This window comes from Lacinutrix gracilariae (genome assembly GCF_042684485.1).
GTDB classification, from domain to species: Bacteria; Bacteroidota; Bacteroidia; order Flavobacteriales; family Flavobacteriaceae; genus Oceanihabitans; species Oceanihabitans gracilariae.
This window is the reverse complement of sequence record NZ_JBHULM010000011.1, coordinates 1374162-1400517: the sequence shown is the minus strand read 5'-3', so window position 1 is coordinate 1400517 and position 26356 is coordinate 1374162. Positions and strand designations below refer to the sequence as shown.

The window sequence follows — 26356 nt, the reverse complement described above, 5'->3', positions numbered from 1 at the left end:
CAGATTGCTTTACTCTACTCGCAATGACGCTTACTTTAAGATTCTGGAGCCAGCTCTACTTCTAGGCCTTCCATTTCTGGCGTCATTTGAATTTGACAACCTAAACGCGAGTTTTCTTTAACATCAAAAGCCTCACTAAGCATTGCCTCTTCATCGTCTTGCATTTCTGGAAGCTCGGTATCACTTAACACATAACATTGGCAAGAAGCACACATGGCCATACCACCACAAATACCAATAGTACCTTCTGGAGCAAGCTCATAAGAACGAACTACTTCCATTAAGTTCATAGCCATATCTGTTGGTGCTACCACTTCATGCGTAACACCATCTCTATCTGTTATTTTTATATTTATGTCTTGTTCCATCTTTAGTTTCCACAACTGTGGAACGCTTTTTAATTATTACACTAAACGCCTTGAGCATATATAAAAACTCACAGCGTGTTATTTATATTTCAATTAAATAAAGCAGGTTTACTACAACAGTAAACGATTTACTCTATTTTTTTTACTACTGCTTTTGGCGCTTCTTTTCTTGTTCCGTCAAAACCATCTACACCACTAACTGTTGTATATTTTAAAACGAAACGTTTACCTGGATTTATAATTTGATACGCTGATTGACACATAAGCGTAGCTTCATGAAATCCGCAAAGAATTAATTTTAATTTTCCTGGATAGGTGTTCACATCACCAATAGCATAAATACCTGGAATATTGGTTTGATAGTCTAATGCATTATTTACTTTAATGGCATTTTTTTCTATTTCTAATCCCCAATTTGCAATAGGTCCTAATTTTGGTGAAAGTCCGAAAAGCGGAATAAAATGATCACATTCTATTTCAAATTCTTTTTCGATATGCTGTGCTTGTTTTACCACAACAGCTTTTACTTTTTTATCGCCTACAATACCAATTACTTCTGCTGGTGTAATTAGGTTTATTTTTCCTGCATTTTTAAGTTCTTGTACTTTTTCTACAGAATCTAAATGTCCGCGAAACTCATTTCTTCTATGAATTAAAGTTACCTCGCTAGCAATATCACTTAGATAGATACTCCAATCTAGGGCAGAATCTCCACCACCAGCAATGACCACTTTTTTATTTCGGTACATTTCTGGTTCTTTAATCATATATTCTACACCTTTATCTTCAAAGTGAGCAATATTATGAATTAATGGTTTACGAGGTTCAAAACTACCTAAACCTCCTGCTATTGCTACTACAGGAGCTTGGTGTTTTGTTCCTTTGTTAGTAGTTACAATAAAGGAACCGTCTTCTTGTTTTTCTATGATTTCGGCACGTTCACCAAGAGTAAATCCTGGTTCGAACTGCTTACACTGCTCCATTAATTTATGCGTTAAATCTCCTGCAAGAATTTCTGGATAGGCAGGAATATCATAAATAGGTTTTTTAGGGTAAAGCTCTGAGCATTGTCCTCCTTGTTGTGGTAAGGCGTCAATTAAATGACATTTTAATTTTAGTAAGCCAGCTTCAAAAACAGCAAATAATCCTGTTGGACCAGCACCTATAATAAGTATATCTGTTTTAATCATAATAATGCGCACAGAAGTGGGAATTTTTTTTTAAATATAAACCTACAAGGCTTTAAGGTCTTGCAGGTTTTTTTCTTTATTTTATTTGTTCAAAATTACGCAATAGATTTACTACATTTTATGACATTTATCAGTTTGCGTGAAGGATTGAACGGCCTGTTTGAGCTCCTCGAAGAGAGCGAGTAGTGAAAGCCTGACCCTTGTGGTCACGCCCAACTACACTTCTATATTAATGACTTGCTCTATTTGAGGTGCGTATTTTTTAATAGTCATTTCTACACCAGATTTTAGCGTCATTTGGTTAACACTGCAACCTACACAAGCACCTTGCAACTGTACTTTTACCAGCTTACCATCTTCTATAGATAGTAGCGAAATATCTCCTCCATCACTTTGTAAAAAAGGGCGAATTTCTTCTAGCGCTTTTTCTACATTTAGTCTTAGTTCTTCTGTGCTCATTTGCTATTTTTTTACTGCTGAACAACCAGCCATTGTTGTAATTTTAATTGCTTCGGTTGGAGGTAAATTATCATTTCTTCTTACTACTTCTTGCACCATATTTTGCGTAATTTTTTCGAATTCTTGCTCTAATGGTGTTGCGGTTTGTAGTGCTGCTGGATGCCCAACATCTCCTGCTTCACGAATGCTTTGTACTAAAGGCAGTTCTCCTAAAAATGGTACTTGTAAGTCTTCGGCAAGGTTTTTAGCTCCTTGTTTACCAAAGATATAATATTTATTTTCTGGTAGTTCTGCTGGTGTAAAGTACGCCATATTTTCTACGATTCCTAAAACAGGAACGCTAATGCTTTCTTGTTGAAACATTGCTACTCCTTTTTTAGCATCTGCCAAGGCAACGTTTTGTGGTGTACTTACTACCACTGCCCCTGTAATTGGCAGTGATTGCATGATACTTAAATGAATATCTCCTGTTCCTGGAGGTAGGTCTAAAAGTAAGAAATCTAATTCTCCCCAAGCTGCATCAAAAATCATTTGATTTAACGCTTTTGCAGCCATTGGTCCTCGCCAAACTACTGCTTGGTCTGGTTTTGTAAAAAAGCCAATAGATAATACTTTTACGCCGTAGTTTTCTACTGGTTTCATTTTAGATTTTCCTTCTACATTTACTGCTAGTGGTTTTTCATTAACCACATCAAACATAATTGGAATAGAAGGACCGTAAATATCGGCATCTAGAATACCTACTTTAAAGCCCATTTTTGCTAAGGTTACAGCAAGATTTGCAGTAACTGTAGATTTACCAACACCACCTTTACCAGAAGCTATTGCTACTATATTTTGAATACCAGGAATGGTTTTTCCTTTTATTACATTAGGAGCAGATTTTGTAGGTGCTTCTACTTTTACATTCACTTTTATTTTAGCCTTTTCATATACTAATTTATGAATGGTTTGTAGTATTTCTACTTCGGTTTTCTTTTTTGCTTGTAAACTTGGGTTTTTAATGGTTATATCTACCACTACCTCATCACCAAAAGTGATTACATTGGTTACAGCGCCACTTTCTACCATGTTTTGTCCTTCACCAGGAGCAGAAATGGTTTCTAAAGCTTTAAGAATGTCTTGTTTGTTGAGTTTCATGTTTTATATCTATTGAAAATATAGTCTGAAAATACAGGCTAAACTTTCAGATTCTATTAAGATTAATTCTAAACAGCAAATATAATTAATAATGCATTAAGACGGAAGTTAGTAGCAGGAAGTTTTTTATAGTATTTATGGGTAAAAATCTGTAGTTAAAATTACTTCAGAAAAACTATATGTTACAACTCCATAGCAGGATCCCAAAACAGGGCTTCAAAGTTTTGAATTTGGTTTTCTACCACCTCAACACCTTCACTTTCTAAAAGTTGTTGCATGAGGTTGGTGCCATCAAAATGGTGTTTACCTGTAAGCAAACCTTTTCTGTTTACTACTCGATGCGCAGGCACGTCTTTACCTGAAGATCCATTCATAGCATAACCAACCATTCTTGCGCTTTTTGCTGCTCCTAAATATTTTGCAATAGCACCATAACTTGTTACACGACCATGAGGTATTAACTTTGCAACAGCATACACTTTATCGAAAAAATTTAGAGTTTCTTGTTGCATTATATTTCCTTAATAATTTGAAACAAAGTAATAATAGAAATTATTCCTGTTATGGTACCAATAAGGTAATTCATGCTTTTTTGTGAGGTAAGTGTTTTGCTTTTTATTTTATCGAAAAAGAAAATATAAAAATAGAAAACCACAAAGCTTCCGGTTACAGCTCCTGCTACGTAGGAGAAAACTATTGATTTCTCAAAATTCATCCAACCAAAAGACACAATGGTAATACTCATATATGCTTGATACGGAATTGGAAACACGTTTAAAGCCGAAAGTAGCATACCTTGAAAAAACCTACTCTTTTTACTTTTAACTTTTAATTCTGTTTTAGGCTTGTCTTCGGTTTTTGCTATTGCCAAAAAATAAATTGTAATAAGCACAAATAAAACAAAAGCTACCCGTTGTAAAACCTCTACTACGTCTTGATGGTTGCTTAAATAACGAGCAAATAACACACCAATATAGGTTTGAAATAAAATAATAACGCAAGCACCTATAGAAAAAGTAATACCTCTGGAGTATCCATCTTTTAAACTAATTTTAGCAGCTGTCATATTTAACAATCCTGGCGGAATAACACCAATTAGCGCAACTAAAGCTCCTAAAAAAAAGGTTATGGTTATACTCAAAACTATTTGATTTTAAAACGAATATACGTAATTGCTTTATCCTGGCTCAGGTACTGACTTTCGTAAAAAGTTTGAATACTTGTTACCTCTTCAGGACTTCCTTCTTGCTTATACACATTATGGTTTGCATATAACACCTCATGACCTTCACCATGTAATAAACCTAAAGTATAGCCATGCATAAACTCACTATCTGTTTTAAGATTCATGATTCCTTCTGGCTTTAAAATGGTTTTATAACGTTTTAAAAACTCAGAATTTGTCATTCTATGCTTCGTACGTTTATATTTTATTTGCGGATCTGGAAAAGTAATCCAGATTTCATCTACTTCATTTTCTGCAAAAACATGTTCTACTAGCTCTATTTGCGTACGTATAAAAGCTACGTTTGGTATATTTTCTTCAATGGCTGTTTTTGCTCCTCGCCAAAAACGCGCTCCTTTAATATCTATACCAATAAAGTTTTTGTTTGGATATTTTTTAGCTAAAGCAACGCTATACTCGCCTTTACCACAACCTAGTTCTAAAACTAAAGGATTGTTATTTTTAAAAAATGTAGCATTCCAATTCCCTTTTAATTTATATTCTGCATCTACAAGCTCTTCTCTTGTTGGCTGAAATACGTTTTTAAAAGTTTCGTTTTCTTTAAAGCGTTTAAGTTTATTTTTACTTCCCACAATTATTTAATGTTTTGGCAAAATTAAGGAAATATAATGAGCATAGTTTATGCTTATCTTTGTTTTTTATGAATACCAAAAAACGAATCTTAATTGCACCTCTAAATTGGGGACTTGGTCATGCCACACGATGCATACCAATTATTCATGCTTTGTTAAAAAATAATTTTGAAGTAGTGCTCGCTAGTGATGGAGTTGCTTTAATGTTATTAAAAAAGGAATTCCCTAAACTAGAAGCTATAGAACTGCCTAGCTACAACATTGAATATGCTAAAAAAGCAAAGCTGTTTAAATGGAAGCTATTAAAAGACACACCAAAGGTTTTAAAGGCGATTAAAGCCGAAAAAAAAGCACTTAAAACCATTATTGAAACCCATAATATTACTGGTGTTATTAGCGATAACAGATTGGGTTTACATAGCAAAAAAGTACCTTGTGTATTTATAAGCCATCAACTGCAAGTTTTAAGCGGAAGCACTACTTGGTTAAGCACTAAAATGCATCAAAAAATAATGAAACAATTTGATGTTTGTTGGGTTCCTGATAATTTAGGAACACCAAATTTAAGCGGAAAACTTGGGCATATTGATATTTCAGAACTACCTATACATTACCTAGGACCTTTAAGCAGGTTTTGTAAAAAAGAAACAAAAATAACAACCGATTTATTGGTTTTATTATCTGGACCAGAGCCACAACGAACCCTTTTAGAAAACAAACTTTTTGAAACGCTAAAAGCGTTTAAAGGAAAAATTGTTTTTGTTAAAGGTGTTATGGAAGAAACACAAACAAAAGTACAAGAAGGAAATTGGACCATTTATAATTTTATGACGAGCGATTTACTAGAGCAAGCCATAAATGAAAGCGCATTGGTTTTATCGCGTTCTGGTTATACCACCATAATGGATTTAGCAAAATTAGAAAAGAAAGCTTTTTTTATACCAACTCCTGGGCAATTTGAGCAGGAATATTTAGCAAAAAGATTAGATAGTCTAGGTATAGTGCCTTATTGCAAACAAGAAGATTTTACTATTGAAAAACTACAAGCAGCAACGTTAAGTACAGGTTTAACGCATTTTGATTATGAGATAAACTACAAGAAGTTATTCGGACTTTTCTAAGGTAAAAGAAAACTCACTTCCTACTTCAAACTCACTTTCTATATAAATTTTTTCATCATGCGCTTCAATAATATGTTTTACTATTGCTAAGCCCAACCCAGAACCTCCTTCTTTTCTAGAGCCACTTTTATCTACTCTGTAAAAACGTTCAAATAATCTTGGTATGTGTTTTTCTTCAATACCTTCACCATTATCTGTTACACGAATAATAATTTTATTTTTTATAAGGTTTTCTATACTCACTTCTGTGGTACCTTGCTGTCTTCCGTATTTAATAGAGTTTACAATAAGATTTGTTAACACCTGTTGTATACGTTCTTTATCTGCAATAACATATATAGGCTCTTTATAATCTACATCAAAGGTTAAGGTAATATGTTTTTTAGATGCTTTCATTTCAAAAAGCTCAAAAACACTTTTAATTAATTCAACAATATCAAAAGTCTCAATATTTAAACTTAAATCACCAATTTCTAATTTGGTAATCATATCTAAATCTCTAACAATATAAATAAGCCTATCTACACCTTTGTTGGCATTATTTAAATATTTTTCGCGTACATTTTTGTCTTTTATAGCACCATCTAAAAGGGTAAGAATATACCCTTGTACTGTAAACAAAGGCGTTTTAAGCTCGTGAGATACATTGCCAAGAAATTCCTTTCGGTATTCTTCGCGCACTTTTAACATTTCTATCTCTAGCTTACGGTCTTTAGCAAACTTATCTATTTCTTTAGTAAGCGTTGCCATATCTGTAGTAATTCTTTCTTTTTTTAAAGTAGAAGACTCTAAAAGCGTAAGTTCATCATATACTTTTTTTACTCTTTTGTATATAAATTGCTCTACACGATATTGAATAATAACAAACGAAGATATAAAACAAGTAATTGCTATATATATAATTTGTACCCAATCAAGCGTATAAAATTTATATAAAAAAACACCCATTAAGAGCGTTAAAAAACAAGTAATGTACGAAGCTGTTTTAAAAGCAAACTTGTACGTTTTTTTTAATTTTCTTTGCATTATTCTACAAACTTATAACCAACCCCTTTAACGGTTTTAAAGTAATCATCGCCAATTTTTTCTCTTAGCTTTCTAATATGTACATCTATGGTTCTACCTCCAACTACTACTTCATTTCCCCAAACTTTATCCAGAATATCTTCGCGTTTAAAAACTTTTCCTGGTTTAGATGCTAATAAAGACAGCAACTCAAATTCTTTTCTTGGTAAAATAATCTCTTTGCCTTTAAGTTCTATTTTATATTCGTCTCTATTAATAACTAGGCTACCTATTTTAACAATATTTTCGCTAAGCTCATCATTTTTAAAACGTCTTAATAAAGCTTTTACTTTACTCACTAAAACTTTTGGCTTTATAGGCTTTGTTATGTAGTCATCTGCTCCAGCATCAAAACCTGCCACTTGTGAGTAATCTTCACCTCTAGCCGTTAAAAAGGTTATTATTGTTTTATCTAGATGCTCTATTTTTCTAATTTGCTCACACGCCTCAATGCCATCCATTTCAGGCATCATTACATCTAATATAATAAGTTGCGGCTTTTCCTTTTTCGCTTTTTTTACTGCCTGTAAACCATTTTCTGCAGTGATTACTTGATATCCTTCTGAGGTTAAATTATATCCTACAATTTCAAGAATGTCTGGTTCATCATCAACCAATAATATTTTAATGTCTTTCTTCTTCATTTATTTAAAGTAAAGTTAAGATAATGTAAAGATAAAATTAATCACAAAGATGCATAGGACTAAAGATACAAATAACATTATAATAACATAAGATTTCCTCTAACAAGTTTATACTCTATAAAATAGACATTATAAAGTATATTTCTAATATCTAAGTAGATAGCAAATGTTATCTTAGTGTGAATAAATAATTTTTCCTATGGCAAATAGTGAAATTTCTCATTATATTTGTATATTATATATAAACTATATTATTATGAAGAAAATTTACTTTTTATTATTATCTCTATTAATATCTACTGTTTCTTTTGGACAAGTGGTTATTAATGAAATTGACGCTGCCACTGTTGGTACTGACGTTGATGAATTTATTGAATTAAAAGGAACTCCTGGCGCTTCTCTAGATGGCTTAGTTGTTGTTTTATTTAACGGAAGTGGCGATACTAGCTATGCTGCTTTTGATTTAGATGGTAAAACACTAGACGCAAATGGTTTTTTTATTTTAGGGAATACACCTATTATTTCTGGTACTGATTTTGACATGGGAGCTAGCAATGTTTTACAAAACGGAGCAGATGCTGTAGCTATTTACAATGGCGATGATACAGATTTTGATACTGGTACAGCTGCTACTGTTACTAATTTAGTAGATGCTATTGTTTATGGAACTAATGATTCTGATGATGTTGATTTATTAGCTGCTTTAGGAGAAACTGTTCAATATGATGAAAGTTTAAATGGTGCTCAAGACACAGAGTCTTTACAATTAAATGCTGCTGGAACAGCATACGAAACAAAAGCTCCTACTTTTAGACTAGAAAACGATGCTGCTGTTTGTGAATTAAGTTTTACTGGTACTTCTGCAATATGTGATGTCTTTACTGTTGGTACAGATACGTATACTGCAACACTTAGTTTTACTGGTGGAGGAACTAGTACATATACTGTAACTGCAGATTCTGGAACAGTTGATTTAACAAGTGGAGACCCTTCTACAGATGCTTCTGGTACAATTACAATTACTGGTGTTTCTGAAGGTACAGATGTGGTTATCTCTATTACAGATGGTTCTCTTTGTGATTTAGAAGAAACCATTACAACTCCTATTTGTGAACCATCAAATACATTACCAATTTATGAAGGATTTGATTATACTGTAGGTGCTGACCTTGGTGATCAACCAAACTGGGATAATTATAGTGGTAGCAGTAATCCTATTGATGTAGTTGCTGGAAGTTTATCTTATCCTAACTTATTAGCTTCTACTGGAAATGCTGTTTATCTTGAAGGAGGTAGCATAGATTCTGAAATTACTTTTACTCCTGTTACAACTGGAGATGTTTTTTCTTCATTTATTATTAATGTAACAGATCTTTCAAACATTACAGACCTAACAGATGGTGGGTATTCTGTTATTCTTGGTAGTTTTGATGTTAGATTATGGATACACCCAGATACAGATCCTGTAGGAACAACTTATGATATAGCTATAACTAATGCAAGTTCTGGTTCTGATTTTACAGCAGAGAAATTTGATGTTGGTGAAGATGTATTTATTGTCATGAGTTACAATGTTGAAACTGGTGTTGTAAACGGTTGGATTAATCCTGCTGGTAGTGACTTAGGAGGTTCTGCTCCTGCTGCTTTAATAACAGCTACAGATTCTAGTGTTAGTACTTCTATAGATACTTTTGCTTTAAGACAAGACTCTACAGGAGAAACTGCTGGAATGATTTTTGACGAATTACGTATAGGTACTTCATGGGCTGACGTAACACCAAACACTTTATCTACACCAAGCTTAAACAAAACTACTTTTGCGGTATATCCTAACCCTGTTACAAATGGTTTAGTTACTATTTCTAGTACATCTAATGAAGTAATTTCTGTTGCTGTTTATGATATTCTTGGAAAACAAGTTTTAAACCAAGAAGTAAGCAACAACACATTAAATGTTTCTGCTTTAACTAGCGGTGTATATCTTGTAAAATTAGAACAAAACGGAAACGTTTCTACTAAAAAATTAGTAGTGAAATAAAACGTTCTAGTTATTTAATACTCTAAAGCGCTACTTAAAAAAGTAGCGCTTTTTTTATATCTAATTTTAAGATTTCATTAATTAATTGTCTCCTTAATTTTAATATTTAAAAAGGTAAGAAAATACACCTCTATTAATGACTGCCAACTACTTAAAAAGTATATTTTTGCGCAACTTAAATTATATAAACAAATATTCATGAAAAAAATTTACATTATAGCAGCCTTTTTAGTTGCTACACTAAGCTTTGGTCAAGGACTAGAAGGTTTTACCAACTCTAATGCCACATCTGGTTACAATACAAACTCATTTACGGGAAACAATGGTATTACTTGGTCTTATATAGCATCTAGAGATGCTAATAATGATAATAACGGCTCTGGTATAGATTTACCAGCTTTGATGCTAAGACGCGCTTCTAGTAATAGTAAAATAACTTCAAGTACTATTTCTGGAGGAATTCAAGATTTTTCTGTAAAACTTTATAAAGGGTTTACAGGATCTGGAGGAAGACAAGTAGAACTATATATAAATAACATATTGCAAGGAACATCAGAGTCTTTTGATGATTATAATGAACATATATTTTCTTTAACCAACTTAAACATTACTGGAGATATAACTATTGAAATTAGAAATACCACGAGCAAACAAGTAATTATTGATGATATTTCTTGGACAGGATTTAATGTAAACTGTAACGTGACTCTAGAGACTGCAAACTATTCGTGTACAACAAATACTATTGGAGATAACAACGATGGAGTTACCATTAGCATACCATACTCAGGAATAGATGCAAACATAACAGATGTTACAACTACCTCTGGTGGTACTATAGCAGGTGATAATCCTGCAGTAACAGAAAACGGTACTATTACACTTTCTGGTTTATCTGAAGGAGACGCTTGGGACATTCAATTAGTTGGTGGTGACTGTGCTGCAATTAATGCTTCTGGAATTGTACCTGCTAACCACTGTGATCCTTCTTTAAACACTTGTTTTGATATTAGCAACGGTACAGAAAACTTTGAAATATTTAATGCTGAAACTAGTACTGTTTGGGAAGAAAATAACGGAACATACTCTGCAAACGGTTACTGTGGAAGCGGTTGTGAAATTGCCGTAAACGGATGGTTAGTTTTTGGACCACTAGATGTAACTTCCGTTTCTGGATTACTATTAAAGTTTGATGCTTATGAAGACTATAGTGATACACCTTTAGCAATAAACTATACAAGTAATTATGATGGTTGTCCTTCAAATACAACATGGACTAACGCACAAACATTAACAGGAGATGATGAAGGAGCTATTGAAATAGACCTTTCTGCTGCAACAGGAACAGCATTTTATATTGGTATACAATACCTTGATGATGGTATAGATGGTTACTCAGACTGGGAATTATCTAATATAGAACTAGCAACTTATGGAGCTTGCCCTGTATTAGGAACAAGAACTGCTGCAGATTGCTCTACACTTTCTACTGTAGAAACAACAGCAGATGTGTTTTCTATATTCCCTAACCCAGTTACAAACGGTTTAGTAAACATTACTAGCAAAACAAACGAAACGATTAAGGTAAATGTTTTTGATATACTTGGAAAACAAGTAATCAACCAAACCGTAAATAACAATACATTAAATGTTTCTGCTTTAAATAGTGGAGTATATATATTAAAATTAGAACAAAACGGAAATGCTTCGACTAAGAAATTAGTTATTAAATAGTATCTTTATTTAGTTATTATTAAAAGGGCTAGTATATTTTACTAGCCTTTTTTTTGTAACATACATAGCCACTTCATTTTAAAAGTTACCTACTATTCCTGATGGAATGGCATAATTTTTGCCTCAACAAACACAAACAAATTTATTGATTATGAAAAAAATTTACTTGTTATTATTTACTCTATGCAGTATTACTGCAGCTATTGGTCAAAATGAAATTACAGAATTCTCCATATACCCAAACCCTGTAACCAATGGTGTAGTAAACATTAAATCTAGCAATAACGAAGCTGTTTCTGTTTCTATTTACAATGTTTTAGGAAAACAAGTATTAGCACAAAACATAACCAATCAAATTTTAAATGTTTCTAGTTTAAATGCAGGAGTGTATGTTTTAAAATTAACACAAAACGGAAATAGCATAGCTAAAAAACTAGTAATTAAATAATTTCCTTTTACATTATATAAAAAGCGTTACTCTATAGAGCAACGCTTTTTTATTTTACATACTTTTGTTATTCATTAAAAAGCCATGATTAATACAGAGAATATATTTAGTATTAAAACCCAATCTGATTTTAATACTGTAGCATTAGAAGTTTTTAAATTTCAGTTTGAAAACAATGCTGTATATCGTTCTTTTTGCGATTTACTATACATACACCCAAGCGATGTTAAACGCGTAGAAGACATTCCGTTTTTACCTATTTCGTTTTTTAAAACCCATAGTATTTTAAGTACTACAGACAAGATACAAGAAACATTTACCAGCAGTGGTACTACAGGAAGTGTTACAAGCAAACACCAAGTAACTAATGTTTCTATTTATGAAGAAAGCTTTTTAAAAGGTTTTAAACACTTTTATGGTAACATTGAAGAATACACCATTCTTGCTTTACTACCTAATTATTTAGAGCGTGAAGGTTCTTCATTAATTTATATGGTTAATGATTTAATTACTAAATCTAAAAAACCAGAAAGTGGTTTTTATTTAAATAACCTTAAAGATTTAACCACCAAACTAGAACGTTTAGAAGCACAAGGCGAAAAAGTATTACTCATTGGTGTTTCTTTTGCATTATTAGATTTAGTAGAAAAACATTCGTTTCAATTAAACAACACCATTATTATGGAAACTGGTGGCATGAAAGGAAGACGAAAAGAATTAATACGAGAAGAACTACACGCTATTTTAAAACAAGGTTTTGGTGTACAAAACATACACAGTGAATATGGTATGACCGAACTTTTAAGCCAAGCATACTCTACAGGAAATGGTGTTTTTAAATGTCCTAACTGGATGCAAGTTTTAACTCGTGATATTGAAGATGCCTTAACCATACAATCACCAGGAAAAACCGGAGGATTAAACGTTATTGATTTAGCAAACATAAACTCCTGTTCTTTTATAGCAACGCAAGATTTAGGAAAAGTAAGCCAGGATAGTTCTTTTCAAATACTTGGTAGGTTTGATCATAGTGATATACGAGGTTGTAATCTTATGGTATTGTAATTATATCATGTTTTTTTCGACCTATAAAAAAACATGATATGAAAACGCTTTTTGTATTCTTTATAGCAGTTTGCACAATGCAAGCGCAAGAAATAGATTATAACACCGATAAAGGAGTAGCTGCTGAAGGTTATGATGTAGTTGCTTATTTTAACAATCAAGCCTTAAAAGGAAACAAAACATACACAACACAACATGATGGTGTACGCTATTTATTTTCTACTAAAGAAAACCTAAATACGTTTATTAAAAACCCCAAAAATTACATTCCTCAATTTGGTGGCTATTGTGCCTATGCTATTGCTGTAAAATCTAAAAAAGTAGGCATAAACCCAGAAGCTTTTAAAATTAAAGACCATAAACTATATTTATTTTATAATGCTTGGGGAACCAATACGCTACAACTTTGGAATGAGGAAAACCCAGATCTATTACTTGAAAAAGCAAAAACAAACTGGGAAAAAATAAAATATAAATAATGTAAGTTTATTTAAAAACAAACGACTAATCAAATGCTAGAAAAAGAAAAATTAATTTTTTAGTTAATTGGTTAATTTTTAAAGCCTGGTTAAACATAACCAGGCTTTTTTTTGTGTTCAATAATAAATAAAAACAAAAATGCTCCTTACTATATAAAAGTAAGGAGCATTTTAAAATAAGGTATTATGCTATTTATATCGCTTTTATAATATAGGTATTACGTTTTCCTTTATTAATAATTACGTAGGTACCATTAATTAAATCTTGATTGGTAATTTTATAATCTTCTTTAACCTTTTCTTTATTTACAGAAACCGAATTTTCTTTTAATGCTCTTCTTGCCTCTCCATTAGATGCTAAAAAGTTAGTTTTTGCAGCAAGTGCAGCAATCATATCTAATCCTTCTTCGATCTCTTGTTTAGAAACCTCTGCTTGAGGCACACCTTCAAACACATCTAAAAAAGTTTTTTCATCTAGTGTGTTTATGTCTTCTTTAAAAGACTTACTAAACAAAATATTAGATGCTTTTTCTGCATTTTCAAAATCTGCTTTAGAATGCACTAAAGTAGTTACTTCTTCTGCTAAACGTTTTTGCAATATACGTACATGTGGCATTTGCTTATGTTCTTCTACTAAAGCATCAATAGTCGCTTTATCTAAAAAAGTAAATATTTTAATATACTTTTCTGCATCTTCATCACTTGTATTTAACCAAAATTGGTAAAACTTATATACCGAAGTCTTTGTTGCATCTAACCAAACGTTTCCTCCTTCACTTTTTCCAAATTTAGAACCATCTGCTTTTGTAATTAAAGGGCAAGTCATAGCATAGGCTTTTGCTTCTTCACCTACGTTCATTCTTCTTACCAGTTCTGTTCCAGTAGTAATGTTTCCCCATTGGTCACTTCCTCCCATTTGCAACAAACAGTTGTATTGCTTGTACAGGTGATAAAAATCATACCCTTGTATTAATTGGTAAGTAAACTCTGTAAAAGACATACCTATGTTTCCTTCTTCACCAGAGAAACGCTTTTTAACAGAGTCTTTTGCCATCATGTAGTTTACTGTAATTCGTTTACCAACATCACGTGCAAAATCTATAAAACTAAACGTTTTCATCCAATCATAGTTATTTACTAAAATTGGAGCATTTTTTTCTTCCGAAGAAAAATTAAGAAAACGCGATAACACACTCTTAATTCCTGCAACATTATGGTTTAAAGTTGCTTCATCTAATAGGTTACGCTCATCGCTTTTACCAGAAGGATCACCAATCATTCCTGTAGCACCACCAACCAAAGCAATTGGTCTATGGCCTGCTTTTTCTAAATGCATTAATAAAATAATAGGAACCAAACTACCAATATGTAACGAGTCTGATGTTGGATCAAAACCAATATACGCAGTGGTCATCTCTTTATTTAATTGCTCCTCTGTTCCAGGCATGATATCATGTACCATTCCCCTCCACGTTAATTCTTCTACTAAATTATAGTTCATTTTTTGTTTATTATTCTATTGTTTAGCAAAGATATGTTTATCAAACAAAAGAGAAAAGCTAAATACAAAATTACTATTTTAGCTTTATGATTTTAGTTACAGGAGGAACAGGACTAGTAGGTTCGCATTTACTTTATGAATTGGTTAAAAACCATCAAAAAGTTCGTGCTATTTATAGAAATAAAGCAAAAATAGAGGCCGTAAAAAAGGTGTTTTCATACTTTACGGAAGAGGTTAATATTCTTTTTAATAAAATAGAATGGATAGAAGCAGATATTTTAAACATTCCACAACTAACCGAAGCGTTTACAGGTATTACCAAAGTATACCATTGTGCTGCGTTTATTTCTTTTGATGTTAAAGATTACTATGCACTTAGAAAAACAAACATTGAAGGCACCGCAAATATTGTAAACTTAAGTATTGCCAATAACATTGAAAAATTGTGTTATGTAAGTTCTATTGCTACTCTAGGAAACAAGGAGGATGGTAGTTTAATTGATGAAGATTCTTTTTGGAATCCGGAAGCAGTTAACAGCGTGTACAGCATTACCAAAAATGGTGCTGAGATGGAAGTTTGGCGAGGTACACAAGAAGGTTTAGATGCTGTAATAGTTAACCCAGGAATTATTTTAGGTGCTGGTTTTTGGCATTCTGGTAGTGGCTTACTCTTTAAAAAAGTAAACAATAAATTATCTTATTATACTACAGGAACTACAGGATATGTTGATGTTAAAGATGTTGTACAATGTATGGTACAGTTAATGACAAGCAGTATAGTAAACCAACGTTTTATTGTAGTTGCTAAAAATTTAAGCTTTAAACAATGTACCGAAATTATTGCGAAGCATTTACATGTTAAACCTCCTAAAAAACAAGCTACACCTTTAATATTAGCTATTGCTTGGCGCGCAGATTGGTTAAAAAGTTTTTTTACCGGAAAACCCAGAATGTTAACAAAACAAAATGCTAGCTCTGCTTTAAGTATTACAAACTATAACAACCAAAAAATAAAAGAAGCCTTAGATTTTAATTTTACACCTATTGAAAAAAGCATAGAAAATATTTCTAAATCCTTTTTAAAAGAGCACTAATTTGATTTTTCTGTTCTTTTTTGTTCTTTTTTAGAAACTGCTGCTTTTAGAGGTTGGCTTAAATAGTTTTTCTTTGCAACACTGTTTAATTTAGATCGCTTAATAGAGTCTTGCACTTTTTTCTGCTTACTTTCTACCACGTCTAGTGCTTTATACTTTTTTTTAAGTTGGTTTAAGCTATCTTTAACTTGCGTATATATTTCTTCATATTCCTCTGTATTATAGGTATAGTAATAATTACTAGCAGCAAACTGTGCACTATCAATTTCATGTTTTGCGTAAATTTGCTCTTTTAATTTTACTCCTCTATTTTCTAGCACTTTTTTATTAACCCCTTTTGCAGAATTATATAAAGACATATCTACCAAAACAGTAACCATTTTATCTTTAGCAATAAGGTTGTCTGGTTTTTTAGGTGTGTTCTTATTGTAACAAGAAACAAATAACAGCAAAAAAGAGATATAAATAAGATGTTTCATTATCTATTAAATGTTAATTGTTTAGCTGCTTTAACATCATAAAACTTAAAGTTTTTATAGGCTAAACTTCCATTTACAAAGGTGTGTGTAATTCTTGACTTAAAGGTGGTACCTTCAAAAGGAGACCAACCACATTTGTACAAGATATTATCTTTTTTCACAGTCCATGGGCTACTTAAATCTACCAATACTAGATCTGCAAAGTATCCTTCTTTTATAAATCCGCGTTTTTCAACTTCAAATAATATTGCAGGATTATGGCACATCTTTTCTACTAACTTTTCTAGTGTAATATTTCCTCTATGGTGCATTTCTAACATTGCAGGAAGCGCATGTTGCACTAAAGGACCACCAGAAGGTGCTTTTGTATATACATTTTTCTTTTCTTCTAAAGTATGTGGCGCATGATCTGTAGCTATTACATCTATTCTATCGTCTAATAAAGCTTTCCATAAACCATCTTTATCACTTTGTGATTTAACAGCAGGATTCCACTTAATAAACGTGCCTTTACTATCGTAATCTTTATCTGTAAACCACAAGTGGTGTACACAAACCTCTGCAGTTATTTTTTTATCTTTTAAAGGAATTTTATTAGTAAATAAAGCGGTTTCTTTAGCAGTAGAAAGATGAAAAACATGCAATCTTGCTCCTGTTTTTTTCGCCAGTTCTATGGCTTTAGAAGAAGAGATATAACAAGCTTCTTCGCTTCTAATATCTGGATGGTGTTTAATAGGAATATCATCCCCAAATTTCTCTACATATTCTGCCAAGTTACTTTTAATAGTACCTTCATCTTCACAGTGTACAGCGATAAGTAATTTTGTGCTAGAAAATATTTTTTCTAGTACTTCAGGATTATCTACTAGCATGTTTCCGGTTGAAGAACCTAAAAACAACTTTAAAGCAGCTACTTGCTTAGGGTCTACTTTTAAAATTTCGTCTAGGTTATCATTGGTTCCACCAAACATAAAAGAATAATTAGCCGAAGAGGTTTTTGACGCAATTTCAAATTTCTCATTAAGCTTTTCTATAGTCGTGGTTTGCGGATTGGTGTTTGGCATTTCTATAAAAGATGTAATACCACCAGCAATTGCAGCCTTAGATTCTGTTTCTATATTTGCCTTGTGTGTTAATCCTGGTTCTCTAAAATGTACCTGATCATCAATAACACCTGGAAGTAAATATTTACCCTCTGCATCAAAAATGTGTACATCAGCAGATTTTGCACTAATAGATTCGCTTATTTCTTTAATGTATTCTCCTTCTATAAGAATATCACCTTGAAAAATACTACCTTCATTAACAATTCTTGCATTCTTAATTAGTGTTTGTTTGTGTTGCATTTTCTTTATTTGCTTTATTTACTTTTTTAAATATACTTTTAACTTTCATAGAGATTACTCCAAAAATTGCTTCAGAAATAATACCTGAACTTAATTTAGATTCTCCTTTGGTTCTATCTGTAAAAATAACCGGAATTTCTTTGATTATAAAATTTTTACAATAGGCTTTAAATTTCATTTCTATTTGAAAAGCATAGCCTTTAAATTTTATTTTTTCTAAATTAAAAGACTCTAATACTTCTCTTTTATAACATACAAATCCTGCAGTGGTATCATGAATTTTCATTCGCGTAATAAAACGCACATATTTAGATGCCAAATAAGAAAGTAGTACTCTACTCATTGGCCAATTTACAACATTTACGCCTTTTACATATCGTGATCCTATGGCTAAATCTGCTCCATCTACATGACAAGCATTGTATAAACGCAATAAATCTTTTGGGTTGTGAGAAAAGTCTGCATCCATTTCAAAAATATAGCGATACGCTCTTTTTAAACTCCATTTAAACCCATGAATATAGGCAGTACCTAAGCCAGATTTTTCTTTTCTAACTTCTAGATGTAAACGACCCGGAAATTGTGCTTGTAATTCTTTTACTTTTTCTGCTGTTAAGTCTGGTGACGTATCATCAACCACCAAAACATCAAACGCTTTTTCAAGAGAAAACACTGCTAAAATAATAGCCTCTATGTTTTCTATTTCGTTGTATGTTGGTATAATAACAATGGCGTCTTGCATAAAAAGCATTTAATTTTAGCAAATGTAAGCTATTTAAAGGTTTATTTTTTTTAAATATTCCTTAAAAAATGGAAGTAGAATAAGATTATTTATAATAATTTTACGCTATGCTTCGTGAAATAATATCTAATGAAATCTTTACAGTGTTACTAATGCTATGCTTAGCTTTAGTTGCTACTACTAAAATATTATTTACAAAACGATTTGATGACTTTACAAACCTGCTTAGTAATTTCAGGTATTTAAAAGTATACTCTAGAGATTTAAAAGTTATTGATGGCTTTAATATTTTACTCTCGATAAACTTATTTATTTCTGCCAGTATTTTTTGCGTATTTATATACCAAAGCTTTGTTGGTGAAATACTAGACATACCTACTTTTTTGCTAAAAACTATTATAGGAATTGCTATAATTATTTTAGCAAAAACATCTGTAGAACACCTTTTAGGTAATCTATTTAATATAGATACTACTATGGATTTTTATGTTTTTCAGAAAATGAGTTATAAAAATTTTATAGGCATACTATTAATTCCTATTAATTTTATATTGCTATTCAGCCTAGCGCCTACACCAATTATACTGCAAATTCTTTTAATTGTTTTTGTATTAATTAATTGTATTAGCATTATTACTTCATACAAGACCTATCAAAGTTTAATAAAAGCCAATTTATTTTATTTTATTTTGTATCTTTGCACACTTGAAATTTCACCTTATCTAGTATTATATAAGTTGTTTATAGACTACAGTTAAGATTTTAAATTTAGCTATTATATGAAAGTCAAAACCATTTTAGTATCTCAACCAGAACCTAAAATAGAAAACTCGCCTTATTTTGATTTGCAAGAAAAGCAAAAAGTAAAAATTGATTTTCGCCCTTTTATTCACGTAGAAGGTGTTCCTGCAAAAGAAATAAGACTACAAAAAGTAGATTTAAGCCAGTATACTGCAATTATTTTAACCAGTAGAAATGCAGTAGATCACTTTTTTAGAGTTGCAGATGAAATGCGTTTTAAAGTACCAGATACTTTAAAATACTTTTGCCAATCTGAAGCCGTTGCTTACTACTTACAAAAATACGTGGTATACAGAAAACGAAAGATTTATGTTGGTAAAAGAACTTTTGCTGAGTTATCGCCAACTATTAAAAAATATAAAGACGAAACTTTTTTATTACCTACAACAGATAAACTTAAACCGGAGGTTCCTAAAATATTAGATGGTTTAGGTGTTAATTGGAAACAAGCGGTATTTTACAAAACAGTAATTAGTGACCTGTCTGATTTAGCAAATGTTTACTATGACATTTTAGTGTTTTTTAGCCCTTCTGGAATAGATTCTTTATTTCACAATTTTCCAGACTTTAAACAAAACGATACTAGAATAGCTGTTTTTGGTAATACTACTATTAAAGCGGTTGAAGCACACGGACTACGTGTAGATATTTCTGCACCAACACCAGAAACTCCTTCTATGACTATGGCTTTAGAGAAGTACATAAACAAAGTAAATAAAGGAAAATAGTTTTTAAAACAATACAAATAAAAAAAGCGCAACTTAAGGTTGCGCTTTTTTTTGTTAGTCTTTTTAATTGTTTTACTGAATCAGTATTTTTTTAGTTTGTGATTTACCATTTGCTAATATTCTTGCTAAATAAACTCCTGGAGCCATTGCACTAATATCTATAGTGTTTTCGCCAAACTGTATAGGTTGATTTAGTACTAACTTACCTGTAATGTCATAAACTTGCATCTGTGATTCTTGTAAGTTAGAAGCAACATAAATACTGTTTTTAGCAGGATTAGGATACACACTAAAAGACAAGCTAGTTTCACTTGCTACTGAAAGCGTAGAACAACCTGCTTCATCATTTACATAAGTACCACTGTCTTTTAACCAACTAGCTAAATAAGCTGCATCTTTATCATCTACAAAAATACACCCAAGAGATGAATTAAAACGCACATCAAATGCAGTTACGTTTGCATTGTTACCATTACGCATATCTAAAGATGTTAAACCAGTTTGTCTTGCATCTAGAGAGGTTAATGCTGTATTTCCAGATAAATCTAAATCACCAACTGGTGACCCTGGAATAAGTAATTCAGTTAAAGAGGTATTTGCTCCAGTAACTAAAGTCGTTAAAGCAGTACTTCCTTCTGTATTCAGAGATGTTAAACTTGTATTAGCAGAAACATCTAAGCTAGTTACTGCAGAATTATAAGTAATAACCAAACCTGTAATACCTGTTAAGGCTTCAATACCAGTAAAATCATCAATAGCATTGTAAGGCGCTGCAGAACCTAAATTTATTGTTCCAGTAACTGCAGCAGCCTCACTATCTAATATATAACCATCTAATGGTCCGTTAATAGTGGTAAATGTGATTAAAAATTGTTCAAAATCCGCATTAGGTACAGCGGTTAACTGTGCCTGAATTTTCGTCTGCATGGCTATAACGATAGCCACAAAAAGTAGTGTTTTTTTCATAATTAATAGCTTTATAAATTTATACTTATAAAGTTAAAGTATTATTAAAAATCCTACAAGGCGGTTTAACAAATATAACTGTATTTCAACCTATTAACTCTCCTTATTTGGAGCTCCATCCATTATTTCTTGGTTTGCAAACTCTTCAAATTGCTTAAAATTGGTTCTAAATGAGTTTGATAATTTATAAGCCGTTTTGTAATAGCCTTCGTCATCATTCCAAGTAGATCTCGGACTTAAAACTTCTGTTGGTACATTAGGGCAAGTTCTAGGTTGCTTTAATCCAAACACAGAGTGTATATGGTAATTATCTTTATTAGCAGCCTCTAAACTTCCGTCCATAGCAGCAGTAATCATTGCTCTAGTATACTTTAATTTCATTCTAGAACCAACACCATAAGGACCTCCTGTCCAACCTGTATTCACCAACCAAACATTTACTCCTGCTTCTTTCATTTTCTGACTAAGCATTTCGGCATATTTTGTTGGGTGTAAAGGCATAAAAGGCGCACCAAAACAAGCTGAAAAACTTGGTAAAGGCTCATCTATTCCATCTTCTGTTCCTGCTACTTTAGCAGTATAACCCGAAATAAAATGATAGGCAGCTTGACCTGGAGTTAGTTTTGAAATTGGAGGCAATACACCAAAAGCATCTGCAGTTAAGAAGAATATATTTTTTGGGTTTTTACCTATAGAAGGTACTCTAATATTTTCAATATGATAAATTGGGTAACTTACTCTCGTATTTTGAGTAATAGAAGTATCTGCAAAATCTACTTCTCCTTTATCATTCATTATTACATTTTCTAGAATGGCTCCTTTTTTAATAGCGCCATAAATTTCTGGTTCTTGTTCTTGAGACAGGTTAATTACTTTAGCGTAGCAACCTCCTTCAAAATTAAAAACAGTATTTTCTGCTGTCCATCCATGCTCATCATCACCAATTAAACTTCTTTCAGGATCTGTAGATAAGGTTGTTTTTCCTGTCCCAGACAGTCCAAAGAAAATAGAAGTATCTCCTTCTTTACCAACATTAGCACTACAGTGCATTGGTAAGGTATTTTTATATACAGGAAGTATAAAGTTTAAGGCAGAAAATATACCTTTTTTAATTTCTCCAGTATACCCAGTACCACCAATTAAAATAACTTTTCTTGTAAAGTCTAAAATAGCAAAGTTATGTTGACGTGTACCATCTACTTCAGGATCTGCCATAAAACCTGGTGCATTTACAATGGTCCATTCTGGTGTAAAGTCTTTTAATTCTTCTTCTGTAGGACGTAAAAACATATTATAAGCAAACATGTTTGTCCAAGGATGCTCATTAATTACTCTAATATTTAATTTGTAATCTGCATCAGCGCAAGCATAACTATCTCTAACAAAAACTTCTTTGTCTGATAGATAGTCTGTTACTTTATTATATAGTTTTTCAAATTTTTCAGAATCGAAAGGAATATTGATATTTCCCCACCATACTTTATCTTTAGTTACATCGTCTTTAACAATAAACCTATCTTTTGGCGACCTACCAGTAAACTCTCCTGTATTAACAGCTAATGCTCCAGATGCAGAAGTTACACCTTGTTTTTTTTCAACAGTAATTTCGTGAAGTTTTTCTGGTGAAAGTTGATAATTAATTTTTGCGTTTTTGATTCCATATTTTTCTAACGAAATCGATTTCGTTAATTGAGTATGATTAACCATATTTTTATGTGTTGTTTAAGCCACAAAATTATAATTTTATTTGGAAGTAGCCATCTAAAATTTTAATTATCGTCTTTTATTTTAAAAAAACTTACCAACAAGAGCAACCACGATGCTATTAATAAAAGCCCTCCTAATGGCGTTATTAGAGCTATTTTAGTGAAGTTTACACTGGTTAATACATTAGTAGATAACCCATAAATAGAACCAGAAAAAAACAAAACACCAACCACAATAAGTGTATAAATGGCTTTTATATATTTTATAGACACCCTTTGCATGCTCCCTAAAATTAAAAGCAAAATAGCATGATACATTTGGTAACGTACACCAGTTTCAAAAGACTGCAATGCGGTTTCAGAAAGCAAAGGTTTTAAGCCATGCGCAGCAAAAGCGCCTAATATAATTGCTATTATTCCAAAAATAGCTCCAGTTATTAATAATTTTTTATCCATAAAATTAAGTTTTTCATATAATTTACCCACAGTATTTATTACATTCGTAATTACAAAATTACTCAACAAATCTCATTATGCGAAAGATTTTAGTCATTGGTTCTGGAAAATCATCTTCTTACCTTATAAAATACTTATTAGAAAAATCAACAACAGAAAATTTATTAATTATTGTTGGAGACATCAGTTTTACACATGCTAAAAATTTAATTGGCAATCATGAAAATGCGCAAGCAATCTTACTTGATGTTTTTGACAAACACTCGCGTCAAGACGCTATAAAAAACGCAGACATTGTTGTTTCTATGCTACCTGCAAGATACCACATAGAAGTTGCTAAAGACTGTATTAGCTTTAATAAAAACATGGTAACAGCATCTTACATTAGCCCAGAAATGCAAATGTTAGATAAGGCTGCAAAAGACAAAGGCCTCATTTTTATGAATGAAATTGGTGTAGATCCTGGTATTGACCATATGAGTGCTATGCAAGTTATAGACAAGATAAGAGAAAAAGGTGGAGAAATGATTTTATTTGAATCTTTTACTGGCGGACTAGTAGCACCAGAAAGCGACAACAACCTATGGAATTATAAATTTACATGGAACCCAAGAAACGTAGTGCTTGCAGGACAAGGTGGTGCTGGTAAATTTTTACAAGAAAACACCTACAAATACATACCATATAACAGACTTTTTAGACGTACCGAGTTTTTAGAAGTAGCAGGATATGGTAAATTTGAAGCATACGCTAACAGAGACTCTTTAAAGTACCAAAGCGTTTATGGTTTAGATAAAATTAAAACACTATACAGAGGTACTATACGTAGAGTTGGTTTCTCTAGAGCATGGAATGTTTTTGTACAATTAGGCATGACAGATGATAGCTACACTATAGAAGATAGTGAAAACATGAGCTATCGCGATTTTGTAAACGCCTTTTTACCTTACAGTCCTACAGATTCTGTAGAGTTAAAATTTAGACATGCATTAAAAATAGACCAAGACGATGTCATTTGGGATAAGTTTTTAGAACTTGACCTTTTTAGTAAAACAAAAATGGTCGATTTAAAAAAGGCTACTCCAGCACAAATTTTACAAAAAATATTAATGGATAGCTGGATTCTTGATCCAGAAGACAAAGATATGATTGTAATGTACCACAAATTTGGCTACCAATTAAATGGTAAAGCACATCAAATAGATGCAACCATGGTAACCATTGGCGAAGACCAAACCTACACAGCCATGGCAAAAACCGTTGGCTTACCAGTAGCCATTGCAACACTTGCAATACTAAACGAAAAAATAACAACTCCAGGTGTACAAATGCCTATTAACAAAGAGGTTTACGAGCCTATTTTAAAAGAACTAGAAGAAAACGGTATTTGCTTTAAAGAAACAGAGGTTCCTTATTTAGGCTACAACCCTTTACATGTTTAACATTACAGCAGTATTCCTCATTATTTTAACAAGTTGGGCGTTTCGCTACTTCGCTTTAAAGAGCAAAGTAGCGTCAGGCTGTACATTATATCTTTTTTTGCCATATATGCAAGCAAAAAAAGGATGCCATTTCCATCCTTAACGCAAAAGCATCTTTCAATTTAAAATCATTTGCATACATTTATGTTTTTAACGGTAACCATATTTCATGAAAAACATAAATAACAACATACAAATAGATGGTATAGACAAAAAAATACTTCGCGCCTTAATGGAAGACGCAAGAACACCTATTCTTGAAATAGCAAGAAGTGTTGGTATTTCTGGAGCAGCCATACACCAAAGACTGCGTAAGCTTGAAAAATCAGGATTAATTTCTGGATCTAAATTTGTCATAAACCCAAAAGTATTAGGTTATACAACTATGGCTTATATTGGTATTTACCTAGATAAAGCCATGAGCAACCCAGAAGCTGTAAAACAACTAAAACGCATTCCCGAAGTTTTAGAATGCCATTACACTACAGGAAACTGGAGTATTTTTATTAAAATTCTTTGTAAAGACAATGAACACCTTATGCATGTATTAAATAAAGACATTCAATCTATTGAAGGTGTTTCTAGAACAGAAACCTTTATTTCATTAGACCAACAAATAGACAGACAAATTAAAATATAAATATACACAAAGGCTTTTATTATACTACCCAGCAGATTACTATATTACATTTTAAAACAAAATTAGTTACAATAAAAAAAGCTCCTACTAGAGGAGCTTTTTTATATATCTTTTTCTAGAATTAATCTCTAAACATAAAAATCTGTAATACATACCAAAACAATAACATTAAAGCTGCAAACAAGCCTAAGGCTGCAGGTATATAATCCTCTACGGTATATTTGTCTACCAAGTTAGAAGTTTGGTATAAAATAGATCCACCAGCTAATAAGCACATACCAACAGAAAACCACAAACCTAGGTTAAAACCAAATAATGTTCCTGCTATAATTAATCCTATTGCAATAAAAAAGCCAATAGTTAATCCTGTTTTTAAAAACGAAAAATCTTTTTTAGTAACAAAAACCACAGCTGTTAAACCACTAAATAAAGACAAAGTAACAATTGCTGCTTGCTGTAATATTTCTGGACCAGACTCCATGTAGAAAGCCGCAATATAAATCATTGGAACAAAAATAAAAGCTTCGGCTAAAATGTATAATGCAAAAGCTAAATATTGCTTGTTTTTATCTGGCGTTTTTAAAGCCATGCTTTCGGCATAATTTGTAATAAACATAAAACCTCCTAACATGATTAGCCATTTAAAACCATCTGTCATTGAAAGCGCAAAACTTACAATAGCATCACTTTGTAATAATAAATACTCAAAAAGAATAAATACTAAAACGCCTCCTGCAACATGTGCATAGGTTTTTTTGTAAAATTCTACTCGGTCTACTTGTTCTAAAGTACCAATAAGCACTTTAGGTTCTTCCTCTTGAAAAGGACTTAAGTTATTGTTTTCCAT

The 26356-nt window shown here is 32.0% G+C and carries 28 protein-coding genes; 11 read left to right on the top strand and 17 right to left on the bottom strand.

Annotated elements, in window-relative coordinates; all coding sequences use genetic code 11:
• Positions 1–35: 35 nt before the first annotated feature.
• From ACFSSB_RS13145 to trmB, 7 genes are all read right to left on the bottom strand, one after another.
• Positions 36–368, bottom strand: a complete 333-nt coding sequence (locus tag ACFSSB_RS13145) for a ferredoxin (RefSeq protein ID WP_379904998.1) — start codon at positions 366–368, stop codon at positions 36–38.
• Positions 369–496: 128 nt separating this feature from the next.
• Positions 497–1558 (bottom strand): NAD(P)/FAD-dependent oxidoreductase, encoded by a 1062-nt coding sequence (locus ACFSSB_RS13140; RefSeq protein WP_379904996.1) that lies wholly within the window; start codon positions 1556–1558, stop codon positions 497–499.
• 216 nt (positions 1559–1774) lie between these two features.
• Positions 1775–2017 (bottom strand): NifU family protein, encoded by a 243-nt coding sequence (locus ACFSSB_RS13135; RefSeq protein WP_379904994.1) that lies wholly within the window; start codon positions 2015–2017, stop codon positions 1775–1777.
• A gap of 3 nt (positions 2018–2020) precedes the next feature.
• A complete protein-coding gene (locus ACFSSB_RS13130; RefSeq protein WP_379904992.1) occupies positions 2021–3157 on the bottom strand; it encodes an Mrp/NBP35 family ATP-binding protein in 1137 nt (378 codons plus the stop codon).
• 182 nt (positions 3158–3339) lie between these two features.
• On the bottom strand, positions 3340–3669 hold the full coding sequence (locus ACFSSB_RS13125; protein ID WP_379904990.1) for an MGMT family protein: 330 nt from the start codon (positions 3667–3669) through the stop codon (positions 3340–3342).
• A complete protein-coding gene (locus ACFSSB_RS13120) occupies positions 3669–4298 on the bottom strand; it encodes a LysE family transporter (protein WP_379904988.1) in 630 nt (209 codons plus the stop codon). Before ACFSSB_RS13120 ends, ACFSSB_RS13125 begins: the two co-directional genes overlap by 1 nt.
• 2 nt (positions 4299–4300) lie before the next feature.
• Complete coding sequence (gene trmB, locus ACFSSB_RS13115) at positions 4301–4975, bottom strand: tRNA (guanosine(46)-N7)-methyltransferase TrmB (protein WP_379904986.1); 675 nt, start codon at positions 4973–4975, stop codon at positions 4301–4303.
• A 68-nt stretch (positions 4976–5043) separates the two neighbouring features.
• Between trmB and ACFSSB_RS13110 the strand changes: the two genes are divergently transcribed.
• Entirely contained in the window at positions 5044–6096 is a 1053-nt protein-coding gene (locus ACFSSB_RS13110) for a glycosyltransferase (RefSeq protein ID WP_379904984.1), read from the top strand.
• On the opposite strand, the gene ACFSSB_RS13105 is transcribed toward ACFSSB_RS13110, so the two are convergent.
• Both ACFSSB_RS13105 and ACFSSB_RS13100 read right to left on the bottom strand, forming a co-directional pair.
• A complete protein-coding gene (locus ACFSSB_RS13105) occupies positions 6079–7122 on the bottom strand; it encodes a sensor histidine kinase (protein ID WP_379904982.1) in 1044 nt (347 codons plus the stop codon). The genes ACFSSB_RS13110 and ACFSSB_RS13105 overlap by 18 nt on opposite strands.
• On the bottom strand, positions 7122–7805 hold the full coding sequence (locus tag ACFSSB_RS13100; RefSeq protein ID WP_379904980.1) for a response regulator transcription factor: 684 nt from the start codon (positions 7803–7805) through the stop codon (positions 7122–7124). The genes ACFSSB_RS13105 and ACFSSB_RS13100 overlap by 1 nt, the downstream gene beginning before the upstream one ends.
• Positions 7806–8061: 256 nt before the next feature.
• Here ACFSSB_RS13100 and ACFSSB_RS13095 point away from each other — a divergent pair, with 256 nt between their 5' ends.
• From ACFSSB_RS13095 to ACFSSB_RS13075, 5 genes are all read left to right on the top strand, one after another.
• Complete coding sequence (locus ACFSSB_RS13095; RefSeq protein WP_379904978.1) at positions 8062–9843, top strand: T9SS type A sorting domain-containing protein; 1782 nt, start codon at positions 8062–8064, stop codon at positions 9841–9843.
• Between the two features lie 198 nt (positions 9844–10041).
• Positions 10042–11577 carry a T9SS type A sorting domain-containing protein gene (locus ACFSSB_RS13090; RefSeq protein ID WP_379904975.1) on the top strand — a complete coding sequence of 512 codons (1536 nt, stop codon included), beginning with the start codon at positions 10042–10044 and terminating at the stop codon, positions 11575–11577.
• 151 nt (positions 11578–11728) lie between these two features.
• Complete coding sequence (locus ACFSSB_RS13085) at positions 11729–12025, top strand: T9SS type A sorting domain-containing protein (RefSeq protein ID WP_379904973.1); 297 nt, start codon at positions 11729–11731, stop codon at positions 12023–12025.
• Between the two features lie 84 nt (positions 12026–12109).
• The gene (locus ACFSSB_RS13080) at positions 12110–13090 is read left to right on the top strand and encodes a LuxE/PaaK family acyltransferase (RefSeq protein WP_379904971.1); all 981 of its coding nucleotides are present in this window, start codon (positions 12110–12112) and stop codon (positions 13088–13090) included.
• 38 nt (positions 13091–13128) lie between these two features.
• Positions 13129–13569, top strand: coding sequence for a YHS domain-containing (seleno)protein (locus tag ACFSSB_RS13075; RefSeq protein ID WP_379904969.1), 441 nt, complete (start codon positions 13129–13131; stop codon positions 13567–13569).
• A gap of 193 nt (positions 13570–13762) precedes the next feature.
• Here ACFSSB_RS13075 and tyrS read toward each other — a convergent pair whose 3' ends face one another.
• Entirely contained in the window at positions 13763–15070 is a 1308-nt protein-coding gene (gene tyrS, locus ACFSSB_RS13070) for a tyrosine--tRNA ligase (protein ID WP_379904967.1), read from the bottom strand.
• An 86-nt stretch (positions 15071–15156) separates the two neighbouring features.
• Between tyrS and ACFSSB_RS13065 the strand changes: the two genes are divergently transcribed.
• Positions 15157–16164 (top strand): NAD-dependent epimerase/dehydratase family protein, encoded by a 1008-nt coding sequence (locus tag ACFSSB_RS13065; RefSeq protein ID WP_379904965.1) that lies wholly within the window; start codon positions 15157–15159, stop codon positions 16162–16164.
• Here ACFSSB_RS13065 and ACFSSB_RS13060 read toward each other — a convergent pair.
• Genes ACFSSB_RS13060 through ACFSSB_RS13050 form a run of 3 tightly spaced genes read right to left on the bottom strand, consistent with a single transcriptional unit; the run spans position 16161 to position 18731 of the window.
• Positions 16161–16643: a DUF4296 domain-containing protein gene (locus ACFSSB_RS13060; protein ID WP_379904963.1), complete on the bottom strand. Its 483-nt coding sequence runs from the start codon at positions 16641–16643 to the stop codon at positions 16161–16163. The two genes, ACFSSB_RS13065 and ACFSSB_RS13060, sit on opposite strands and share 4 nt — an antisense overlap.
• The gene (locus ACFSSB_RS13055) at positions 16643–17989 is read right to left on the bottom strand and encodes a dihydroorotase (RefSeq protein ID WP_379904961.1); all 1347 of its coding nucleotides are present in this window, start codon (positions 17987–17989) and stop codon (positions 16643–16645) included. The genes ACFSSB_RS13060 and ACFSSB_RS13055 overlap by 1 nt, the downstream gene beginning before the upstream one ends.
• Positions 17964–18731, bottom strand: a complete 768-nt coding sequence (locus ACFSSB_RS13050; protein ID WP_379904959.1) for a polyprenol monophosphomannose synthase — start codon at positions 18729–18731, stop codon at positions 17964–17966. The genes ACFSSB_RS13055 and ACFSSB_RS13050 overlap by 26 nt, the downstream gene beginning before the upstream one ends.
• Before the next feature lie 107 nt (positions 18732–18838).
• On the opposite strand from ACFSSB_RS13050, the gene ACFSSB_RS13045 reads away from it, so the two are divergent.
• Both ACFSSB_RS13045 and ACFSSB_RS13040 read left to right on the top strand, forming a co-directional pair.
• Positions 18839–19489, top strand: a complete 651-nt coding sequence (locus ACFSSB_RS13045; RefSeq protein ID WP_379904957.1) for a DUF4271 domain-containing protein — start codon at positions 18839–18841, stop codon at positions 19487–19489.
• Between the two features lie 21 nt (positions 19490–19510).
• Positions 19511–20260: a uroporphyrinogen-III synthase gene (locus ACFSSB_RS13040; RefSeq protein WP_379904955.1), complete on the top strand. Its 750-nt coding sequence runs from the start codon at positions 19511–19513 to the stop codon at positions 20258–20260.
• A 72-nt stretch (positions 20261–20332) separates the two neighbouring features.
• On the opposite strand, the gene ACFSSB_RS13035 is transcribed toward ACFSSB_RS13040, so the two are convergent.
• The 3 genes from ACFSSB_RS13035 to ACFSSB_RS13025 all read right to left on the bottom strand — a co-directional run bounded on the left by ACFSSB_RS13035 (position 20333) and on the right by ACFSSB_RS13025 (position 23388).
• Positions 20333–21226 carry a T9SS type A sorting domain-containing protein gene (locus ACFSSB_RS13035; RefSeq protein WP_379904953.1) on the bottom strand — a complete coding sequence of 298 codons (894 nt, stop codon included), beginning with the start codon at positions 21224–21226 and terminating at the stop codon, positions 20333–20335.
• Positions 21227–21319: 93 nt separating this feature from the next.
• Entirely contained in the window at positions 21320–22933 is a 1614-nt protein-coding gene (gene pckA, locus ACFSSB_RS13030) for a phosphoenolpyruvate carboxykinase (ATP) (RefSeq protein WP_379904951.1), read from the bottom strand.
• Positions 22934–22995: 62 nt separating this feature from the next.
• On the bottom strand, positions 22996–23388 hold the full coding sequence (locus ACFSSB_RS13025) for a DUF423 domain-containing protein (RefSeq protein WP_379904949.1): 393 nt from the start codon (positions 23386–23388) through the stop codon (positions 22996–22998).
• Between the two features lie 77 nt (positions 23389–23465).
• Here ACFSSB_RS13025 and ACFSSB_RS13020 point away from each other — a divergent pair, with 77 nt between their 5' ends.
• Together ACFSSB_RS13020 and ACFSSB_RS13015 are read left to right on the top strand one after the other, a co-directional pair.
• On the top strand, positions 23466–24830 hold the full coding sequence (locus ACFSSB_RS13020; RefSeq protein ID WP_379904946.1) for a saccharopine dehydrogenase family protein: 1365 nt from the start codon (positions 23466–23468) through the stop codon (positions 24828–24830).
• 208 nt (positions 24831–25038) lie between these two features.
• Positions 25039–25509 carry an Lrp/AsnC ligand binding domain-containing protein gene (locus tag ACFSSB_RS13015; protein WP_379904944.1) on the top strand — a complete coding sequence of 157 codons (471 nt, stop codon included), beginning with the start codon at positions 25039–25041 and terminating at the stop codon, positions 25507–25509.
• 121 nt (positions 25510–25630) lie between these two features.
• Here the strand turns inward: ACFSSB_RS13015 and ACFSSB_RS13010 are convergent, their stop codons facing one another.
• Positions 25631–26356, bottom strand: a complete 726-nt coding sequence (locus tag ACFSSB_RS13010; protein WP_379904942.1) for a Bax inhibitor-1/YccA family protein — start codon at positions 26354–26356, stop codon at positions 25631–25633.

Coding starts and splice junctions, on each gene's coding strand:
- ACFSSB_RS13145 (WP_379904998.1), bottom strand. CDS start 368: ATGGAACAAGACATAAATATAAAAATAACAGATAGAGATGGTGTTACG.
- ACFSSB_RS13140 (WP_379904996.1), bottom strand. CDS start 1,558: ATGATTAAAACAGATATACTTATTATAGGTGCTGGTCCAACAGGATTA.
- ACFSSB_RS13135 (WP_379904994.1), bottom strand. CDS start 2,017: ATGAGCACAGAAGAACTAAGACTAAATGTAGAAAAAGCGCTAGAAGAA.
- ACFSSB_RS13130 (WP_379904992.1), bottom strand. CDS start 3,157: ATGAAACTCAACAAACAAGACATTCTTAAAGCTTTAGAAACCATTTCT.
- ACFSSB_RS13125 (WP_379904990.1), bottom strand. CDS start 3,669: ATGCAACAAGAAACTCTAAATTTTTTCGATAAAGTGTATGCTGTTGCA.
- ACFSSB_RS13110 (WP_379904984.1), top strand. CDS start 5,044: ATGAATACCAAAAAACGAATCTTAATTGCACCTCTAAATTGGGGACTT.
- ACFSSB_RS13105 (WP_379904982.1), bottom strand. CDS start 7,122: ATGCAAAGAAAATTAAAAAAAACGTACAAGTTTGCTTTTAAAACAGCT.
- ACFSSB_RS13100 (WP_379904980.1), bottom strand. CDS start 7,805: ATGAAGAAGAAAGACATTAAAATATTATTGGTTGATGATGAACCAGAC.
- ACFSSB_RS13095 (WP_379904978.1), top strand. CDS start 8,062: ATGAAGAAAATTTACTTTTTATTATTATCTCTATTAATATCTACTGTT.
- ACFSSB_RS13090 (WP_379904975.1), top strand. CDS start 10,042: ATGAAAAAAATTTACATTATAGCAGCCTTTTTAGTTGCTACACTAAGC.
- ACFSSB_RS13085 (WP_379904973.1), top strand. CDS start 11,729: ATGAAAAAAATTTACTTGTTATTATTTACTCTATGCAGTATTACTGCA.
- ACFSSB_RS13080 (WP_379904971.1), top strand. CDS start 12,110: ATGATTAATACAGAGAATATATTTAGTATTAAAACCCAATCTGATTTT.
- ACFSSB_RS13075 (WP_379904969.1), top strand. CDS start 13,129: ATGAAAACGCTTTTTGTATTCTTTATAGCAGTTTGCACAATGCAAGCG.
- tyrS (WP_379904967.1), bottom strand. CDS start 15,070: ATGAACTATAATTTAGTAGAAGAATTAACGTGGAGGGGAATGGTACAT.
- ACFSSB_RS13065 (WP_379904965.1), top strand. CDS start 15,157: ATGATTTTAGTTACAGGAGGAACAGGACTAGTAGGTTCGCATTTACTT.
- ACFSSB_RS13060 (WP_379904963.1), bottom strand. CDS start 16,643: ATGAAACATCTTATTTATATCTCTTTTTTGCTGTTATTTGTTTCTTGT.
- ACFSSB_RS13055 (WP_379904961.1), bottom strand. CDS start 17,989: ATGCAACACAAACAAACACTAATTAAGAATGCAAGAATTGTTAATGAA.
- ACFSSB_RS13050 (WP_379904959.1), bottom strand. CDS start 18,731: ATGCAAGACGCCATTGTTATTATACCAACATACAACGAAATAGAAAAC.
- ACFSSB_RS13045 (WP_379904957.1), top strand. CDS start 18,839: ATGCTTCGTGAAATAATATCTAATGAAATCTTTACAGTGTTACTAATG.
- ACFSSB_RS13040 (WP_379904955.1), top strand. CDS start 19,511: ATGAAAGTCAAAACCATTTTAGTATCTCAACCAGAACCTAAAATAGAA.
- ACFSSB_RS13035 (WP_379904953.1), bottom strand. CDS start 21,226: ATGAAAAAAACACTACTTTTTGTGGCTATCGTTATAGCCATGCAGACG.
- pckA (WP_379904951.1), bottom strand. CDS start 22,933: ATGGTTAATCATACTCAATTAACGAAATCGATTTCGTTAGAAAAATAT.
- ACFSSB_RS13025 (WP_379904949.1), bottom strand. CDS start 23,388: ATGGATAAAAAATTATTAATAACTGGAGCTATTTTTGGAATAATAGCA.
- ACFSSB_RS13020 (WP_379904946.1), top strand. CDS start 23,466: ATGCGAAAGATTTTAGTCATTGGTTCTGGAAAATCATCTTCTTACCTT.
- ACFSSB_RS13015 (WP_379904944.1), top strand. CDS start 25,039: ATGAAAAACATAAATAACAACATACAAATAGATGGTATAGACAAAAAA.
- ACFSSB_RS13010 (WP_379904942.1), bottom strand. CDS start 26,356: ATGGAAAACAATAACTTAAGTCCTTTTCAAGAGGAAGAACCTAAAGTG.